This is a genomic window from Pararhizobium sp. LjRoot255 (genome assembly GCF_964252905.1).
GTDB lineage: Bacteria > Pseudomonadota > Alphaproteobacteria > Rhizobiales > Rhizobiaceae > Pararhizobium.
Map to the genome: position 1 here is coordinate 3,865,382 of NZ_CAXUPQ020000001.1, position 16,550 is coordinate 3,881,931.

At 60.8% G+C, this 16,550-nt stretch carries 18 protein-coding genes; 7 read left to right on the forward strand and 11 right to left on the reverse strand.

The features are described from left to right. Nucleotides 1–82: 82 nt before the first annotated feature. Nucleotides 83–967, reverse strand: coding sequence for an alpha/beta fold hydrolase (locus tag ACSQ2W_RS18490; RefSeq protein ID WP_436087562.1), 885 nt, complete (start codon nt 965–967; stop codon nt 83–85). A 241-nt stretch (nt 968–1,208) separates the two neighbouring features. Between ACSQ2W_RS18490 and parE the strand changes: the two genes are divergently transcribed. Further along, a complete protein-coding gene (gene parE / locus ACSQ2W_RS18495) occupies nt 1,209–3,284 on the forward strand; it encodes a DNA topoisomerase IV subunit B (protein ID WP_436087563.1) in 2,076 nt (691 codons plus the stop codon). A gap of 105 nt (nt 3,285–3,389) precedes the next feature. On the opposite strand, the gene ACSQ2W_RS18500 is transcribed toward parE, so the two are convergent. Next, complete coding sequence (locus ACSQ2W_RS18500; protein ID WP_436087564.1) at nt 3,390–3,848, reverse strand: GNAT family N-acetyltransferase; 459 nt, start codon at nt 3,846–3,848, stop codon at nt 3,390–3,392. Nucleotides 3,849–4,097: 249 nt separating this feature from the next. Here ACSQ2W_RS18500 and ACSQ2W_RS18505 point away from each other — a divergent pair, with 249 nt between their 5' ends. Continuing rightward, nucleotides 4,098–4,544 carry a hypothetical protein gene (locus tag ACSQ2W_RS18505; protein ID WP_436087565.1) on the forward strand — a complete coding sequence of 149 codons (447 nt, stop codon included), beginning with the start codon at nt 4,098–4,100 and terminating at the stop codon, nt 4,542–4,544. Nucleotides 4,545–4,548: 4 nt separating this feature from the next. On the opposite strand, the gene ACSQ2W_RS18510 is transcribed toward ACSQ2W_RS18505, so the two are convergent. Continuing rightward, on the reverse strand, nt 4,549–5,568 hold the full coding sequence (locus ACSQ2W_RS18510) for an SDR family oxidoreductase (RefSeq protein ID WP_436087566.1): 1,020 nt from the start codon (nt 5,566–5,568) through the stop codon (nt 4,549–4,551). 90 nt (nt 5,569–5,658) lie between these two features. Here ACSQ2W_RS18510 and ACSQ2W_RS18515 point away from each other — a divergent pair, with 90 nt between their 5' ends. After that, nucleotides 5,659–6,231: a TetR/AcrR family transcriptional regulator gene (locus ACSQ2W_RS18515; protein WP_436087567.1), complete on the forward strand. Its 573-nt coding sequence runs from the start codon at nt 5,659–5,661 to the stop codon at nt 6,229–6,231. 2 nt (nt 6,232–6,233) lie between these two features. Here the strand turns inward: ACSQ2W_RS18515 and ACSQ2W_RS18520 are convergent, their stop codons facing one another. Further along, the gene (locus ACSQ2W_RS18520; protein WP_436087568.1) at nt 6,234–7,373 is read right to left on the reverse strand and encodes a DUF2336 domain-containing protein; all 1,140 of its coding nucleotides are present in this window, start codon (nt 7,371–7,373) and stop codon (nt 6,234–6,236) included. Between the two features lie 138 nt (nt 7,374–7,511). Here ACSQ2W_RS18520 and ACSQ2W_RS18525 point away from each other — a divergent pair, with 138 nt between their 5' ends. Beyond that, entirely contained in the window at nt 7,512–8,168 is a 657-nt protein-coding gene (locus ACSQ2W_RS18525; RefSeq protein ID WP_436087569.1) for an aldolase, read from the forward strand. A 6-nt stretch (nt 8,169–8,174) separates the two neighbouring features. Here the strand turns inward: ACSQ2W_RS18525 and ACSQ2W_RS18530 are convergent, their stop codons facing one another. Both ACSQ2W_RS18530 and ACSQ2W_RS18535 read right to left on the reverse strand, forming a co-directional pair. Then, complete coding sequence (locus tag ACSQ2W_RS18530) at nt 8,175–8,777, reverse strand: flavin reductase family protein (RefSeq protein ID WP_436087570.1); 603 nt, start codon at nt 8,775–8,777, stop codon at nt 8,175–8,177. Then, nucleotides 8,777–9,361 (reverse strand): nitroreductase family protein, encoded by a 585-nt coding sequence (locus ACSQ2W_RS18535; RefSeq protein WP_436087571.1) that lies wholly within the window; start codon nt 9,359–9,361, stop codon nt 8,777–8,779. The genes ACSQ2W_RS18530 and ACSQ2W_RS18535 overlap by 1 nt, the downstream gene beginning before the upstream one ends. Before the next feature lie 126 nt (nt 9,362–9,487). Here ACSQ2W_RS18535 and ACSQ2W_RS18540 point away from each other — a divergent pair, with 126 nt between their 5' ends. After that, nucleotides 9,488–10,486, forward strand: a complete 999-nt coding sequence (locus tag ACSQ2W_RS18540; RefSeq protein WP_436087834.1) for a hypothetical protein — start codon at nt 9,488–9,490, stop codon at nt 10,484–10,486. A gap of 9 nt (nt 10,487–10,495) precedes the next feature. Here ACSQ2W_RS18540 and ACSQ2W_RS18545 read toward each other — a convergent pair whose 3' ends face one another. The 5 genes from ACSQ2W_RS18545 to ACSQ2W_RS18565 form a co-directional block, all read right to left on the reverse strand. After that, nucleotides 10,496–11,338: a lysophospholipid acyltransferase family protein gene (locus ACSQ2W_RS18545; protein WP_436087572.1), complete on the reverse strand. Its 843-nt coding sequence runs from the start codon at nt 11,336–11,338 to the stop codon at nt 10,496–10,498. A 204-nt stretch (nt 11,339–11,542) separates the two neighbouring features. After that, nucleotides 11,543–13,531: a threonine--tRNA ligase gene (gene thrS, locus ACSQ2W_RS18550; protein WP_436087573.1), complete on the reverse strand. Its 1,989-nt coding sequence runs from the start codon at nt 13,529–13,531 to the stop codon at nt 11,543–11,545. Between the two features lie 180 nt (nt 13,532–13,711). Next, on the reverse strand, nt 13,712–14,251 hold the full coding sequence (locus tag ACSQ2W_RS18555; RefSeq protein WP_436087574.1) for a DUF1697 domain-containing protein: 540 nt from the start codon (nt 14,249–14,251) through the stop codon (nt 13,712–13,714). Beyond that, nucleotides 14,248–14,631 (reverse strand): membrane protein insertion efficiency factor YidD, encoded by a 384-nt coding sequence (gene yidD / locus ACSQ2W_RS18560; RefSeq protein WP_436087575.1) that lies wholly within the window; start codon nt 14,629–14,631, stop codon nt 14,248–14,250. The genes ACSQ2W_RS18555 and yidD overlap by 4 nt, the downstream gene beginning before the upstream one ends. 1 nt (nt 14,632) lies before the next feature. Then, nucleotides 14,633–15,082, reverse strand: a complete 450-nt coding sequence (locus tag ACSQ2W_RS18565; protein WP_436087576.1) for an iron-sulfur cluster assembly scaffold protein — start codon at nt 15,080–15,082, stop codon at nt 14,633–14,635. 339 nt (nt 15,083–15,421) lie between these two features. On the opposite strand from ACSQ2W_RS18565, the gene folE reads away from it, so the two are divergent. Then, nucleotides 15,422–16,039, forward strand: coding sequence for a GTP cyclohydrolase I FolE (gene folE / locus ACSQ2W_RS18570; RefSeq protein ID WP_436087577.1), 618 nt, complete (start codon nt 15,422–15,424; stop codon nt 16,037–16,039). A gap of 24 nt (nt 16,040–16,063) precedes the next feature. Then, the gene (gene hisI / locus ACSQ2W_RS18575) at nt 16,064–16,516 is read left to right on the forward strand and encodes a phosphoribosyl-AMP cyclohydrolase (RefSeq protein ID WP_436087578.1); all 453 of its coding nucleotides are present in this window, start codon (nt 16,064–16,066) and stop codon (nt 16,514–16,516) included. The last annotated feature ends 34 nt before the right edge of the window (nt 16,517–16,550 follow it).

Consider the following 16,550-nt stretch of genomic DNA (forward strand, 5'->3'; position numbering starts at 1 on the left):
TTAAGAAAAGCAAACAGTGCACGCGTCCACGAGTATCAAACTACTGCGGTGGTTAACGAGTCCCCGAGATAAATAAGAAAATTCAATCAAGTCCGATCCAGTTCAGCGCATCGCGCCAATCGGTCATGCGAACCGGCGTCCCGTGCGATCCGGTCTGGAACAGGACGAAGCGGCTCGGATAGCCCGCCGTTTTCAGCGACCGATAGAGCGCGACCTGATCGGCTGCGGCGTAGACGCTGTCGGCGCTGCCATGGCTGAAGAACATCGGGAGCTTCTTTTTGTAGGCGGCACTCTTCGTGAAAGTCTGATCGGTGGGACCGCCCAGGATCATCATGCCGTTAAGCGCCGCTACCGCCTGCGGATTGCGCGTCAGGCCCCAGCAGATGAAGCTGCCCATCGAGGCGCAGGCCAGCACCACCGGCCGACCCGGAGATTGCTGCTGCGCATAGGCGATCAGTCCGGCAATGTCGGCGACGCCGTTGTCATCGAATGAGCGGACACTCGGCGCATAATAGACACCGCCGTTTTCGACGGCGAGGTTCTTCAGCCGGTTGAAATTGCCGCCGAAGGACCAGTCGTTGGCCCCGAGGCGCCGATCACCACCGCGGCCGTGGATAAAGATCACCGAGAACGCCGCACCCTGCTTGCGGCCGACACGGGTAATGTCGAGCGGCCGCCCTGCGGCATCGATGGTCTCGTTGGCCTGCTCGCTCTTCACACCCAGTGCAACATAGGCGCGTTTTGCCCGGCGCTCGGGAACCTGATCACGGCCATTGATGTCGCGCATCTCCTGATAGTCGACGACGCGATAATCGCCGCCATCCGCCGTTTCGAGGAGGGTTCCATAGGAAAACAGCTCGTCCTTGAAGGGCTTCAATTGTCCGGCGGCGGCTGGAAAAGACGAAACCGCCATTGCGGCGCAGGCAAAAAGGCTGCGAAAGATCAAATGAGCTGTGGACAGGTGCATTCGGAATGTTCCTCTTTTGGTCCAAGCCTTGCCATCGGGCCTTCCGCAACGCAACAGTTGACGGTATTGAAGGCGTAACAGGTGTATTTGCGGGCACTCGGCCGAACGACATGACCAGTTTGGTCGCTCTGATGCCAAGAGTCTGGCAGAATTCCGGCGATTCGCGCAGACATTCATGGCGGCTTATCCGTAACTTGATCGAGCCGAAAGCCGCCACCACGGAAAGACCTCTGAACAGACCATGACCGACAGCAACGATCTCTTTTCAGCATTTCCCGAGAAACCCAAGCCTGCGATGGAATCCGTCGTGCCGAAGCCGGTGACGCCGGCCGTTGCTCAGCCGGCGGCCGAACAGCGCGCGCATGCGACGCCTGCGCTGAAAACGGACAACGGCGACTACAACGCATCGGCCATCGAAGTGCTCGAGGGGCTGGAGCCGGTGCGCCGCCGTCCCGGCATGTATATCGGCGGCACCGACGAAAAGGCGCTGCATCACCTGTTTGCCGAAGTCATCGACAACTCGATGGACGAGGCTGTCGCCGGACACGCGAATTTTATCGACGTCTATCTCGATGCCGAAGGCTGCCTCTCCGTCACCGACAACGGCCGCGGCATTCCGGTCGAGAACCATCCGAAGTTTCCCGGCAAATCGACGCTGGAAGTGATCATGACCGTGCTGCATGCAGGCGGCAAGTTCGACAGCAAGGTGTATGAGACGTCAGGTGGTCTGCACGGCGTCGGCGTCTCCGTCGTCAACGCATTGTCGGATATTCTCGAAGTCGAGATCGCCCGCAATCGCAAGCTCTACCGCCAGCGCTTTTCGCGCGGCATTCCGCAGGGCGGGCTGGAGGAGCTCGGCGACATCCAGAACCGGCGCGGCACCAAGGTCAAATTCCATCCGGATCCGGAGATCTTTGGCGCGCATGCCAAGTTCGATCCGGCCCGGCTGTTCCGCATGGCCCGCTCGAAAGCTTATCTGTTCGGCGGTGTCGAAATCCGCTGGTCCTGCGATCCCTCCCTCATCGAAGGCACGGAGACGCCGGAAAAGGCCGTCTTCCACTTCCCCGGCGGCCTAAAGGATTACCTCCAGGCGACGATGGGCAAGGAATTCACCGTTACCCGGGAAATCTTTGCCGGCAAGACGGAAAAGAACGGCGGCCATGGGGCGCTGGAATGGGCCGTCACCTGGTATGGCGGCGATTCTGTCGTGCATTCCTATTGCAACACCATCCCGACACCGGAAGGCGGCACGCATGAGGCCGGGTTTCGCATTGCGCTGACCAAGGGGCTGAAGGCCTATGCCGAGCTCACGCAGAACAAGCGGGCGGCAATCATCACGACCGAAGACGTGATGATCTCGGCGGCCGGCATGTTGTCAGTCTTCATCCGCGAGCCGGAATTCGTCGGCCAGACCAAGGACAAGCTGGCGACGGTAGAAGCGCAGCGCATCGTCGAGAACGCGCTCCGCGACCCGTTCGATCATTTCCTCGCCGACAACCCGCAGGAAGCAGCCAAGCTGCTCGAATGGGTGATCGAACGCGCCGACGAGCGTGTGCGCCGCCGCAAGGAAAAGGAAGTCAGCCGCAAGACCGCGGTGCGCAAGCTTCGCCTGCCCGGCAAGCTCGCCGATTGCTCGCAGAATTCGGCCGAAGGCGCCGAACTTTTCATCGTCGAAGGGGATTCGGCCGGCGGCTCGGCCAAGCAGGCGCGCAACCGCGCCAACCAGGCGATCCTGCCCCTGCGCGGCAAGATCCTCAACGTCGCCAGCGCCGGCCGCGAAAAGCTCGGCGCCAACCAGCAGATCGCCGATCTCACCCAGGCGCTCGGCTGCGGCACGCGCAGCAAATACCGCGAGGAAGATCTCCGCTACGAGCGCGTCATCGTCATGACCGATGCCGACGTCGACGGCGCCCATATCGCATCACTGCTGATCACCTTCTTCTATCAGGAGATGCCGGAGCTGATCCGCGGCGGACACCTGTATCTGGCCGTACCGCCGCTCTACCGCATCACGCAGGGCGCAAAGACGCTCTACGCCCGCGATGACGCCCATCGGGTGGAGCTGATGGGAACGGAGTTCAACGGCCGCGGCAAGGTCGAGATTGGCCGCTTCAAGGGTCTTGGCGAAATGATGCCGGCGCAGCTGAAGGAAACCACCATGGACCCGGCCAAGCGCACGCTGCTGAAGGTTGCCATCGACGAGATCGATTTCGAAGGCACCCGCGAGGCCGTCGACAATCTGATGGGCACCAAGGCCGATGCCCGCTTCCGCTTCATCCAGGAACGCGCGGTGTTTGTGGAAAACCTGGATATCTAGGCAGGTCATTTCACAGCTTGATTCAACAGGCTGTTGAATTGAATCAGGTTTCCGCTCCAACTGACGGAGCGGAAACGATTATTCGATGTTTTGCCTGACGCTGCGTCAGCCGATCATCTTTTCCATGAACAGGCTGAGCGGATCCGGTTGGTAGGCACCGAACGGTCCGATGTCGACATAGCCGGCGGTCCTGTAGAGCGCGATGGCTTCCGGCTGATGGATACCCGTTTCAAGGCGGATGGCCGACAACCCCGCCTCTCGGCCATGGTCCTCCATGGTCTCCAAAAGCTTGCGGCCGATCTTCAGACCGCGCGCTTTCGGATTGACGAACATACGCTTGATCTCGGCGCTGCCGTCGCCGGCATCCACCAGCGCGCAGCAACCGACGACCTCGCCTTCGTGCCGCGCCACGAAGAAAGCCACTGAGGGTTTTTCCAGTGTCGATACATCGACCATATGATTGCTTTCCGCCGGATAGAGCGATTGCGCATAGGCGTCGGATTGTTCAAGCAGATCGAGTACTCCGGGCTGGCGGGGCGGTTCTTTTGCAATGAGGACGGTCACTTGGCGGTATTCCTTCACAGATCGATTCACTCAGCCATGTCGATACTATGAGCAGTTTACACGACGGAACAAACGACAATTTACGCACAGCGGTACCCAAGTTCACCCGTCGAAACGAACAGAAACAACTTATTTTCGAAGATTTTTCCGGCCTGCCTTACTTCCGGAGCAAACAGGACGTTACGTCAGCGAAACACGAATCGAGCCCTTGGCGGCTGATGCCGAAATCGAACTGGAGATATATTCGCGATGGTTCCTGCCCTGATCGTCATGACAATCCTCGGCTGCGACGACAGCCTCAGCCAATGCCACTACGTATCGACAGTGAACGGCACCTGGGAGACAGTTGCTAAATGCGACGCCGAATCACAGAAGCAACTGCCGAAGTTCTCCAACAGCAACTACCCGGTAATCGTCGCCGTCTGCGAGACATCGGACAAACAGATGGCGAAGGTACAGGATCCCGCCCCTTTGCCCGCAGTTCAGACAGAGCTTGATCAGACCCATGTGGTGACGCCGGATCCGGTTCCGACGCCGCCCTTGGCCGAACAGCAGCAACCGAGCCTGCCGCGTCGCACGCTAGCGCTGGTCACGGGTGCCCTTCCCGATACGTCCAAGCTGCGCGACGCCGTGACCAAACCGGTCCACTATATAGAGGACGGCTATTCCTGGGTGGCGCGAAAGTTCACGAAGTAAGCCGCTATACCAGACCGGCGGCGATCAGGCTTTCGGCGCTGGCACGAATGGCGTCCTCTTCCAATCGCGGTTTCCAGCCGAGAACCCGCCTGGCCTTTTCGTTGGAGACACGCGCATCGCGGCCCAGCTCGCCGATGATCATCTTGAGACCCGGATCGAAGCGCGCGGCAAGGCCGGCCAGCCAATTGGGCAATACGAATTTCGGCAGCTTGCGCGCATAGGCGGGAAAGTCGCGTTTCAGCACGCCGGCAATATCCTGCACCGACAGGGCCTCGCCCCCGGCGATGAAGCGTTCGCCCGCAGCCTCTGGGACGGTCAACGCAAGGACATGCGCCTCGGCGACATCGCGCACGTCGACCACCGATATGCTGAAATCGGGCACGGCCGGATAGCGACCTTTCAACAGGTTTTTCACAACCCCAACCGAAGTCGCCGAATCCTTGCCGAGAATGGGTCCGAGAATCATGCCGGGATTGATCACCACGAGTTCCAGATCATTTTTACCGGCAAAATCCCATGCGGCACGCTCTGCGAGGGTCTTGGACTTGTAATAAGGCGTGGCCAGCGAGCCATCGACATCGGTCCAGTCGGATTCGGTAAATGGCGCCCTCCCCGAACCATAGTTGATCGCCGCGATTGACGACGTCAGGACAACGCGGCGGATGCCCGCTTTCTTCACGTTCCGCAATACACGCAGCGTTCCCTCACGGGCGGGCCGAATGAGCTCGTTTTCGTCCCTGGGCACGATCGAGGGGAATGGTGACGCCGTGTGGATCACGCCGATCGCCCCGGAAAACGCCGTTTCCCAACCATTGTCGGACAGCAAATCGGCCTCGACGAAGGACAGCTCGCCGGCACTGGCGCCATCTGCAGAGCGGATCGCCATCTCGATGGAGTTTGCTCGTTTCAGCGAGCGCAACGTGCCGCGAACATCGTAGCCAGCGCGCAGCAATCGCACCGCGACATGCGTTCCGAGGAAACCGCCAATGCCGGTAACGACGACTAGCCCGTTTTCTGTGTGCATTGCCTGATCTCCTGTTGGAACTGTCAGCGTGACATTTCTTGTCTATTTTGTCACCTTGACATTTTTAGTCCAAAGTGTCAATTCACTTGCATGGACGAAAGGAAGCAGCACATCGTCATGGCCGCGGCGGAGGTCTTTACCCGCTATGGCTTCAAGAAGGCATCGATGCAAGATATTGCCGATGCCGCCATGATGTCGCGGGCTGCGCTCTACCTGCACTTCCGAAACAAAGACGATCTTTTTCGGTCGCTGATGCAATGGCATCACGGAGAAGCGTTGAAGGCAGCCGAGGCGGCCCTTGCGTCGGAGAAATCCTTCCTTGTCCGCCTGGAGGCGGCGCTGATGGATTTCACGATGGTCCTGTTCGGTCCGGTGAGGGCGAGCACTTACGGGCAGGAACTGTTCGAGGCCAACATGGCCCTGGCAGCCGACACAATGGCGGCGACCTCCACCCGCCTGCGTTCGCTGATGGAAAACGCCGTGACGGAAGCGGTATCTACGGGTGAAATCTCGCTGTCGGCCACCGGGCTTTCCGCGGCAACCCTGACCGATCTTCTCTACGTCTGCCTGGATGGCATCAAGAAAGCGCCGAATGGATTGGACAAGCTCAACGGGCGGCTCTCCGCGCTGATGCGATTGCTCGGCGCCGCAACCTGCATCTGACGTCAGGCGGCTTCCCTCGCCGCAAGCAGCGCGTAGTCGCGTGCCGTCTGCCGCTGCTCGGCGATGGTCAATTTCTCGATGATATCGGCAAGGCCGTCGGATGTTTCCGAGGCATGCCTCTTGCCCCGCAACTTCGACAGCAGGACAGAGGAAATGGTGGCGGCCGACCCAGCAGAACCGGACCGGTTTTCCTTGCGCCAGATCATCATCGCCTCGGCAAAGAGTGCGCTCACATCGGGGCCAAGGCCGGCGCTTTCGAACAGAGCGCGAATGGCGTGGATCCGGCCATCGGAGAGGATCGAACGCACCCGCTTGCCGGTTACGCCCGACAGATTGACAATAACCGCCGCAAAGAAATCAATCTTACCCGAACACAGGGCATGCAGCAGGAAGGCCGGGGTCAGACGCCCGGTCGCGCGCAGATGCTCGACCAATGCCGGGATCTGATCTGCTTGTGCGGCTCCCGCCATGTCGACGGCGGCCCTGTCGCAGGCTTCGCGGGTGATCCGCTCGACACGGCGCCCGCCGATGGCTGCCTGCACCAGGCCGACGCTGGACAAGGCGGCGCCGACCTTCTCGGCCAGCGTGTGGCGGGCGTCCGCCGGCAGGTCCTCGCGCTCGAGCAGGCAGTTGCGGATCGACCAGAGGTGACCAAGCCGGTCGCTCAACCGCTTCAACGTCCGGCAGGAAAATCTGGCCTGCTCGTTTTCAAGCAGGATCAGCACTTCCTCTTCGCCACCGATTTCGGCGATCGCGGCAGCAACCGGCCGGGACATGGCCTGGCGCGCAGCTATAACGGCGCGTGTCTCCGCTGTTCCCTTGGCGGCGAGATCGACGAGATCCATATCGTTCAGCACCGGCGAGCGGGAGATCACGGCATACGCCGTTTCCGGTTGGTCTTCGGCCAGCGACAGGATGATCGCGCGCGGGACCCGGCCGCAATCGGCCACCGCCTCCGCAAGCGCGAGGCGCACTTTCGGAGAGGGGTCGTCAAGCAGGAACGTCATCGCCATTTCGGCGGCATGGTGGTCGAGCGTGGTCATCTCCGTCGTCACGTAGGCCCGGCCCAAAGCCGACGCCGCCCGAACCCGATCCCCTGTTTTCGCGGTTTCGACCCAACGAAGAAATGCTTGAATGATCACCGACGCCTCACTACACACCACCCACCATATCCTGGTTTCGATGTATGTTAGCGATTAAAGGTTTAAGATTGGTTCACCATGTCCGTTAACCGCTTCGAAATCATGCCTTTACTGCTCTGCGCACCGGCGGAGGCGTTGGTGTCGGCAGACGTCCCGGCTGGCCGTCCCGTGACCGTCATCGTCGACATCCGCGAAGACTGGGCGACCGCGAAGGTGCAGCCGGTCCTCGATAGCCGTGCATCAGACAGCACCAAGGGGCCGACGCTGCTGCGTATCGGCATGCCGGACGATGGCAATGGTGAGATAGCGCTTTCACACCTTGTGGCGCTCAGGCCCGACGGCTTCGTCCTATCGCGCTGTGGCGGGGTGGCCGACATCCAGAAACTCGATGTCATGCTGCGGGTTGCCGAAGCGGAAACCGGGCTGGAGGCCGGATCGATCGCCATTCTTGCCGAGGTCGGAGAATTGCCAGCGTTCTTTCTTTCGCCCCATTCGCTTCTGGGCATATCGGCGCGGCTGAGGGGCCTGATCTTCGACGGTGCGGCGTTGGCAGGGGTGACAGCAAGTGACGCGAACGACGCGTTGGCCGGAAGGCCCGGCGCACCGTCCTTGTTTGCCCGAGCAGCCACGATCCTGAAGGCCGCGCAGGCCGATCTTGCATGTTACGAACTGCTTACCGAAGAACCGCTTTCGCCCGACAAATTGCGAGCGAGGCGAGACATCAGCCGTGCCGACGGTTTTTCCGGCGTGATCGCACGTAGCGCCGCCCAGTTGGCGTCTCTCTCGGCGGGCTGACCTGCGCTACCACTTTGGCCTGAACATCTCGAAGACGTCGCCGGCATCGCAATAGTCCATATAGCCCATGCGGCCGATCGGCCTGACCTTGGCCATGTCGAAGCGCCCATCTCGAATTGCTTCTTCGCGGATATGGATGCCGACGACCTGCCCGATGACCACGTGACTGTCGGAGGTCGAGCCATCAAGAGCCTTCGGCTGAAACATCTCCGTCACCTTGCATTCGAGCACCGCATAGGCCTCGGCGACAAACGGCGCCCGGACTAGCTTGCCCTCGACCGGGGTCAACCCGGCAAGAACGAATTCGCTCTCGCCATGGCCCACCGGAGCCGATGTCGTGTTCATCGCATCCTTGAGGTCGTGGCTGACGAAGCTGGCGGTGAATTCACCGGTTTCCTCGATGTTGCGGACCGAATCCTTGCGGCCGGATGACGAGAACATCACCAGCTTCGGCGTGTCGCTGATTGCGTTGAAGAAAGAATAGGGCGCAAGGTTGAGGCTGCCGCCCGCCGCCCGCGAACCGATCCAGCCGATCGGCCGCGGCGAGACAATCGCCTTGAAAGGGTCATGGGCAAGGCCGTGGGCGTTCTGTCCGGTCTCGTAGAACATCACGCGTCCTCGCCGACCCAGGTGACGATGTCGGCCAGTTCCGGTCGCGGGCGTTCCGTCGGGGGCACTTGCGGCGTGCCGATATGGATGAAGCCTGCAATCTTTTCGCCGGGCTGCACGCCGAGCAGCGGATAGGCCTTTTCATCGAAGGCATACCACTCCGTCAGCCAGTTGGAAGCATAGCCATGCGCGTTGACGGCCATCAGCAGGTTGAGGCAGACGGCACCGGCGGACATGACCTGCTCCCATTCCGGAACCTTGAAATGCGGCGCCGCCGTGCTGACGACGGCGATGACAACGGGCGCCCGCGTCAGGCGCGTGTTTTCCACCTTGATCATCTCTTCCGAAAGATCCGGCTTGGCGGCAAGCGCCATCTTCGCAAGCTCGCCACTGATTCGTGCCCGCTCTTCGCCGCGATAGACGATGAAGCGCCAAGGCGCGAGTTTGCCATGATCCGGAACGCGGGATGCGAGCTTCAACATCTCTTCGATTTCCGCCGTTCCAGGCCCCGGACCGCCCATCTGAAAGGCCGGGATGGAGCGGCGGGTTGCCAGATACTCGCGCAGACTGATTTCGGTTTTCATCGCCGTCCATTTCCATTAGTTTTGCCACCGCACGCCACCATCGCACTCCACGATCAAAGGGGCAGCCACGAAATTGCCATACCGGCGTTTCAAGTGGAGCCACACACTCAGGATGTCAACCATCTCATGCGCATCACCGCCGGTCAGTTCCTTGGAGTTTTCACAGCACTTATTTTTGTTGCAGGTGGCTCCGGATCGCGCGCGCAGGATCTGGCCGATCCCTTCAAAAGCTTCCCGGCGATATCCTCCCCGCAGAAGATGCCGAAGCTGAACAGCTTCAATCCCGTGGTCTCAGAGGCCGAGGGCATCAAAGCCAAGGACATTCGGCTTGAAGCACTGCTGACCGAAAAGGGCAAACCCGTCGAGCAGGGCCTGACTTGGCGTGTCTTCAACCCGATCCCCGGTTCGGACGGCAAGCTGCCGCTTCTGGCGACCTCGGAAGGTGGATCGGCGGCATTCCAGCTCATTCCCGGCGAATATTTCGTCAATGTCGCCTTCGGGCGCGCCGGCGCAACCCGCAAGATCAGGATCGCGGAAACAGGCGCGGTTGAAAAGCAGGTTCTCGTTCTCGATGCCGGCGGCGTCATGCTGAACGCGATCTCCGGCAGCGACGTGCGCATTCCGCCGGGCGAACTGAGCTTTTCGATTTTTTCCGCGGACGAGAAAGAAGATGGCGAGCGTGCGCTGGTCGTCGCCGACGTGAAGCCGGGTACTGTGGTCCGGCTGAATACCGGCACCTACCACGTGGTCTCCAACTACGGTTCGGTGAACGCGGTCATTCGCGCCGATATCCAGATCGAGGCAGGAAAGCTGACCGAGGCGACGATCCAGCACCGGGCCGCGAAGCTGACCCTGAAGCTGGTATCGGAGCCCGGCGGCGAAGCGATCGCCGATACGGCCTGGTCGATCCTCACTTCGTCCGGCGACGTTGTCAGCGAAAGCGTCGGCGCCTTCCCGACATTGGTTCTCGCCGAGGGCGGCTATACCGCGATCGCCCGCAACAAAGAGAAGATTTTCCAGCGGGATTTCACCGTAAAGGCAGGCGTCAACACCGACGTCGAGGTCTTGCTGAACGACAAGGGATCGCAGCCGGCCGCCAACGGGGCCGCAGCCGCGCAGGATTGAGCGAGACGCTCAGGAGACTGCTTTGCCGAGAAGCCGGCGGCGAGGCGGCGCCATGGAAAAGACGGCATCATAAATCCGCGTCAGGATATCCTTACGATCCGCAATGGCGCTGAGCTCTTCCCAGGCGATCAGCTTGCCAATGCGCGACGTGAGCGTCGTGCCGGAGAGCCGGCGAAACTCGCGGATGAGCAGCGAGATGCGCAGCGTCATCGATACCTTGCTGGCAAGATGAAACAGCGGGCCGTTCTGACCTTCGAAATAGATCGGAATGACGCTCGCCTTGGCGGCCTGGATGAGCTTTGCCGGAAACATCTTCCATGGAAGGTCCTCCGCGCGCCCAAAGCACTTCCTGGCAGTCGCGACGCCGCCAGCCGGGAAAACGATCAGCGTTACACCTTCCTTCAGAAGACGAACGGCCTCGTGGCGTGTCTGCATGTTGAGCGCCAGCGCTTGCTTGGTTTCCTCGAATGAGATCGGCAGCGAATAAGGCGCCATCTCCGGCACCTTCATCAGCTCATTGTTGATCAGCACCCGGAACGGACGGCCGAGCTGTTCGGCGAGCGACAGGACCGCGATGCCGTCACCGATGCCGAAGGGATGGTTGGCGACGATCACCACCGGCGTATCCGGCAGATGACGCGGCGGCCACTCACCCTGAATACGCAAGCGCACATTGATCAGTTCCAGCATCTCGCCGAAAATGCGGTCGCTCTTGCCGACGATGTCATGGCGCCACTGATTATAAAGCCTGGCGTAGCGGTTGCGCCCGGCAAGGCCTTCCATGGAGCGTATGAACCAACGCTTCAGCCGTCGATCATTCTCGTTGGCGTAAGACAGCTCTTTGAACTGCACCTTGTTCCTCGTTTCATCAAGGCGCGTCCAGAGGGGCGCTGCGGAGAGGCGTGATCTAACCGGGTCTCGTTCCGGCGGCGGGTGTTTCGTTCCGGCGGCCCGGACCTTATTCGGATAGTGCGCAAATGTTACAGTTTTCTGACACAAGACGAGAGGTGTGCACGGCACACCTCTCTCGCTTTGCCACTCACGCCCTGGTGCGAATCAGGCAGCAGCCTTTTTTCGCCGCTCCGCCTTACGCTTCAGATCCGGCGGTGTTGCCTCCGAAACGAGCGAGGCAACCGCCTCGTCGAGCGTCATCGGCGTCTGTGCCTGCGAACCCAGCCTGCGGATGTTGACGGTGCGTTCTTCCGCTTCCCGCATGCCGCAGACGATGATCACCGGCACCTTGGTCACCGAATGCTCACGGACCTTGTAGTTGATCTTCTCGTTGCGGAAGTCGGTCTCCACCTGCAGCCCGGCATCGCGCAGAAGTTCGGCCACCTCGCGGCCGTAGTCGTCGGCCTCGGAGGTGATGGTGGCGACGACGACCTGCAGCGGCGAAATCCACAGCGGCATATGGCCGGCAAAGTTTTCGATGAGAATGCCGAGGAAGCGCTCCATCGAGCCGCAGATGGCGCGGTGGATCATCACCGGCTGCTGCTTGTCGGAATTCTGGTTGATGTAGAAGGCACCGAACCGCTCCGGCAGGTTGAAGTCCACCTGCGTCGTGCCGCACTGCCATTCGCGGCCGATGGCGTCCTTCAGCGTATATTCGAACTTCGGTCCGTAGAAAGCGCCCTCGCCGGGCAGGATGCCGGTCTTGATGCGGCCTTCCGACTGCGCTTCGATCGTCTTCAAGACCTCCATCATCACGCTTTCGGCGCGATCCCACAGAGCGTCGTCGCCGACGCGCTTGTCCGGACGGGTCGAGAGCTTGACCACGATTTCCTTGAAGCCGAAGTCCTCATAGACCGACAGGATGAGGTCGTTGATGCGCAGGCATTCCGCTGCCATCTGCTCGTCGGTGCAGAAGACATGCGCGTCGTCCTGGGTGAAGCCGCGCACGCGCATCAGGCCGTGCAACGCGCCCGAGGGCTCGTAACGGTGAACGTTGCCGAACTCGGCAAGCCTGATCGGCAGCTCGCGGTAGGACTTCAGGCCATGCTTGAAGATCTGGATGTGACCGGGGCAGTTCATCGGCTTCAGCGCGAAGACGCGATCATCGTCGGTATCGTCGCCGGCGACCGTCACCTTGAACATGTTGTCGCGGTACCAGCCCCAATGGCCGGAGGTTTCCCAGAGCGACTTGTCGAGCACCTGCGGCGCGTTGACTTCCTGGTAGGTGCCGGCGAGACGCCGGCGCATATAGGCAACCAGCGTCTGGAAGATACGCCACCCCTTGCCGTGCCAGAAGACGACGCCCGGGCCTTCCTCCTGGAAATGGAACAGGTCCATCTCGCGGCCGAGACGGCGGTGGTCGCGCTTCTCGGCTTCCGCCAGGACGTGCAGATACTGGTCCAGCTCTTCCTGCGTGCGCCAGGCGGTGCCGTAGATGCGCGTCAGCATCGGATTGTTCGAGTCACCCCGCCAATAGGCGCCGGCCACCCGCATCAGCTTGAAGGCGTTGCCGATCTGGCCGGTGGACGCCATATGCGGGCCGCGGCAGAGGTCGAACCAGTCGCCCTGATAGTAGATCTTCAGGTCCTGGTTCTCGGGAATGGCATCGACCAGCTCGACCTTGTACTTCTCGCCCTTGTCGGCAAAGACCTGGCGGGCCTTGTCGCGCGACCAGACTTCCTTGGTGAATGGCTTGTTGCGCTGGATGATCTCCTTCATCCGCTTTTCGATCTTCGGCAGGTCGTCCGGCGTAAACGGCTCGTCCTTGGCGAAATCGTAGTAGAAGCCGTTCTCGATCACCGGACCGATGGTCACCTGCGTTCCCGGCCACAATTCCTGCACGGCTTCGGCCATCACATGGGCCGTATCGTGGCGGATCAGTTCCAGCGCGCGGGCATCTTCGCGGGTGACGATCTCGAGCCTGCCGGTGACGACAGGATCGGACAGGTCGCGCAGTTCGCCATCCAGCGCAATCGCGATGGCCTTCTTTGCAAGCGACTTGGAGATCGCTTCGGCGACGTCACGGCCCGTCGTGCCAGCAGCGTAACCGCGGACGGAACCATCGGGAAATGTAAGGGAAACTGCGTCAGACATGATTTCTTCCTTGTCCAGTCCCGCCAACGAATGCGGGTGGTGAAGAGCATGATGCCGAAAAGTGTAGGCGGTTTTCGGACGACATCATGCTCTACTTCTTTGTTTCTAGAGCGCCGGAAGCCCGGCAAATTGACGCGCGGGTGATAGAGCGTTTTTGCAACGGAGTAAAGAACGGGCTGCTCAGGCGCCGATCATATCCCGCAGGCCGCGCACGGTGTTCCAGTTGCGCAGCGTGCCGACGCCGAGGCGTTTCGTGGTCAGCGCCGAAAGCAGCTTTGAAGTGCTCGGCTTGCCGGGGAAATGAACCCAGAGGTCACCGTTGACGATGCGGATTTTCTCGCCATCGCGGCAGTGCCGTTGCAACCCCGGCAGAACATCCTTGCTCAACGGCGTCCGCATCACGCGCACGACAATGTTTGGTGCGTCCGACGCGCTGGCATCCGAAAACGGAAGGCCTGCAGCAAGCGCAATCCAGTCTTCGGCAGCGCGCGCGATGATATCGACATGCTTGCCGAAATCGCGGGCGAAGGCCGTTTCCAACGCCGCTTCCACATCGGCAACCGTTTCATCGTCGGCGTCGAAGACCAGATTACCGGTGGCGACCAGCGTGCGCGGAGATCGGAAGCCGGCGCTTTCTACGGTTTCCCGCAAATCCGCCATGACAACGCGGCGCCCTGCCCCGAGAACGATGCTGTGCAGCAACGCGACATAAGTCGTCATTTTTTCGCAGGACCGGTTTTCGCAGCACCCGTCCGCCAGTAACGCCAGGGTGTCCACCAATGCTTGGCCGGGTCGAGCGTCTCCGGCACCGGATCGAAACCGCTCGTTCCGCCTGGTCCGCAACGCATGAAACGAAACAAAACCATCCAGCCGCCGGGCCAGAAGCCGTGGCGGGCGATCGCCTCGTAGCCATATTCGGAGCAGGTGGGGATATGCCGGCAGGAATTGCCGATGAAGCCGGAGAGCGTCAACTGATAGAGCCTGATGAAAGCCATACCGAACAGCCGCCCGGGCGTCTTGCGAAACGGCCCCGCATAGTTCCGGCCCGAATAGGGCCGATGGACCGCCTTATGCCCCTGGCATCCCGGCTCGCCGCACATCTCACACCGCAGCTCTGACGAGGCGGGTCGCCTCGATCTGTCCGATGGCATCAACCACCGCATCGAAGGTCAGCATGGTCGAGGCGTGGCGGGCCTTGTAGTCCCGCACCGGCTTCAGGAACCGCATGTCCTCGAAGCGGCCGGATGGCCCCTCGCCGTCCGCCTTGAGCATGGCGAGCATGTCCTCCCGCGCCTGACGGATTTCACCGGCCGAAGCACCGACAACGTGACGCGCCATGATCGATGACGAAGCTTGCCCCAGGGCGCACGCCTTCACCTCATGGGCGAAATCGGTGACAACATCACCCTCCATTTTCAAGCCGATGCGGACCCTCGAGCCGCAGAGCTTGGAATGCGCCGTCGCCTCGGCGTCGGGGTGCTCGAGCCTGCCGCTTCTTGGGATATTCCCGGCGAACTCGAGAATCCTGCTGTTATAGATTTCATCCATCATTTGACGCGATCCGGTTGTTTTTGCGCGTTTTCAGGCAATCCGCGCATGATTTTCTATCGTATCCGGGAAAAAAACACAGTGTCTTCGCCTGCGCCCCTTTCACATGTATCCCGGCATATTATATGGTATGTCGTGTGGAGGCGACAGGTTCGCAAGAGCGAACGGTCGCCTGTTGTTTGGGAAACCGTGCCGGATGATCCAGAGCCTTAACCTCTGTCAATCTGAAAGCCCCGGAGCCCGCCGACGGAAACCAGGCCTGAAGCGTCAGGTAAATGGCCAGTGGCGAGTTGTCCGAAAAGATAAAACGTCAAGTAACCCGTGTTACGTCAAGGGGCCATTATGGACGCCATAGTCAAGAATTTTCCTGCCCTGCCCGCCACGGATGGCAGGCCCAGCCAGAAAGAGGCTGAGGACGCCGTGCGCGTTCTCCTGCGCTGGGCCGGTGACGATCCGGAACGCGAAGGGCTTCTTGATACGCCCGCCCGCGTCGCCAAGGCCTACAAGGAACTGTTCTCGGGCTACGAGCTCGCCGCCGAAGACGTTCTTGGCAAGACCTTCGAAGACGTCGGCGGTTTCGACGACATGGTGCTCGTCAAGGACATTCCGTTCTTCTCGCATTGCGAACACCACATGGTGCCGATCATCGGCAAGGCGCACATCGCCTATCTGCCTGATGGAAAGGTGCTTGGCCTGTCGAAGATCGCCCGTGTCGTCGATATCTATGGCCGCCGACTGCAGACGCAGGAGACCATGACGGCCCAGATCGCCAAGGCGATCGACGACACGTTGCAACCGCGCGGCGTTGCCGTGATGATCGAGGCCGAACATATGTGCATGGCGATGCGCGGCGTTCAAAAGCAGGGCTCGACAACGCTGACCACCACCTTTACCGGTGTCTTCAAGACCGAGCCCGCCGAACAGGCCCGCTTCATGACCTTGCTCAGGGGCTTCAAGTAAGCTCCTTCAAACGGAGCTTTCCCCATGACCATTGAATTTGCCCCGCCGCCTGCCGACAAGGCGGAGCTGGAATCCGGTTCCGCCTTCACGCCCCGTTTCGACAGCAACGGACTGATCACAGCCGTTGTTACCGATGCGAAGGACGGCGTCTTGCTGATGGTCGCCCATATGAACGCCGAGGCGCTGGCGCTGACGCTCGAGACCGGCATCGCCCATTACTACAGCCGTTCGCGCAAAAGCCTCTGGAAGAAGGGCGAAACCTCCGGTAACCTGCAGAATGTAGTGGAACTGCGGACCGATTGCGACCAGGATGCATTGTGGCTGAAGGTTCGCGTTGCCGGTCATGATGCGACCTGCCATACCGGCCGCCGCTCCTGCTTCTATCGCGTCGTGAATGCCAAGGATGGTGTCACGGCACTTAACATTGTTGATACCGAAATTCATTTCCATCCAGACGACGTCTACGGCAAAAATTAAGCATCTGACGCTTTTTGGATCAGTTTCAGGGGGG

Excerpts from the sequence above, each read along its gene's own strand:
- ACSQ2W_RS18490 (WP_436087562.1), bottom strand. The coding sequence starts at position 967 with ATGCACCTGTCCACAGCTCATTTGATCTTTCGCAGCCTTTTTGCCTGC.
- parE (WP_436087563.1), top strand. The coding sequence starts at position 1,209 with ATGACCGACAGCAACGATCTCTTTTCAGCATTTCCCGAGAAACCCAAG.
- ACSQ2W_RS18505 (WP_436087565.1), top strand. The coding sequence starts at position 4,098 with ATGGTTCCTGCCCTGATCGTCATGACAATCCTCGGCTGCGACGACAGC.
- ACSQ2W_RS18510 (WP_436087566.1), bottom strand. The coding sequence starts at position 5,568 with ATGCACACAGAAAACGGGCTAGTCGTCGTTACCGGCATTGGCGGTTTC.
- ACSQ2W_RS18515 (WP_436087567.1), top strand. The coding sequence starts at position 5,659 with ATGGACGAAAGGAAGCAGCACATCGTCATGGCCGCGGCGGAGGTCTTT.
- ACSQ2W_RS18530 (WP_436087570.1), bottom strand. The coding sequence starts at position 8,777 with ATGTTCTACGAGACCGGACAGAACGCCCACGGCCTTGCCCATGACCCT.
- ACSQ2W_RS18535 (WP_436087571.1), bottom strand. The coding sequence starts at position 9,361 with ATGAAAACCGAAATCAGTCTGCGCGAGTATCTGGCAACCCGCCGCTCC.
- ACSQ2W_RS18540 (WP_436087834.1), top strand. The coding sequence starts at position 9,488 with ATGCGCATCACCGCCGGTCAGTTCCTTGGAGTTTTCACAGCACTTATT.
- thrS (WP_436087573.1), bottom strand. The coding sequence starts at position 13,531 with ATGTCTGACGCAGTTTCCCTTACATTTCCCGATGGTTCCGTCCGCGGT.
- ACSQ2W_RS18555 (WP_436087574.1), bottom strand. The coding sequence starts at position 14,251 with ATGACGACTTATGTCGCGTTGCTGCACAGCATCGTTCTCGGGGCAGGG.
- yidD (WP_436087575.1), bottom strand. The coding sequence starts at position 14,631 with ATGTGCGGCGAGCCGGGATGCCAGGGGCATAAGGCGGTCCATCGGCCC.
- ACSQ2W_RS18565 (WP_436087576.1), bottom strand. The coding sequence starts at position 15,082 with ATGATGGATGAAATCTATAACAGCAGGATTCTCGAGTTCGCCGGGAAT.
- folE (WP_436087577.1), top strand. The coding sequence starts at position 15,422 with ATGGACGCCATAGTCAAGAATTTTCCTGCCCTGCCCGCCACGGATGGC.
- hisI (WP_436087578.1), top strand. The coding sequence starts at position 16,064 with ATGACCATTGAATTTGCCCCGCCGCCTGCCGACAAGGCGGAGCTGGAA.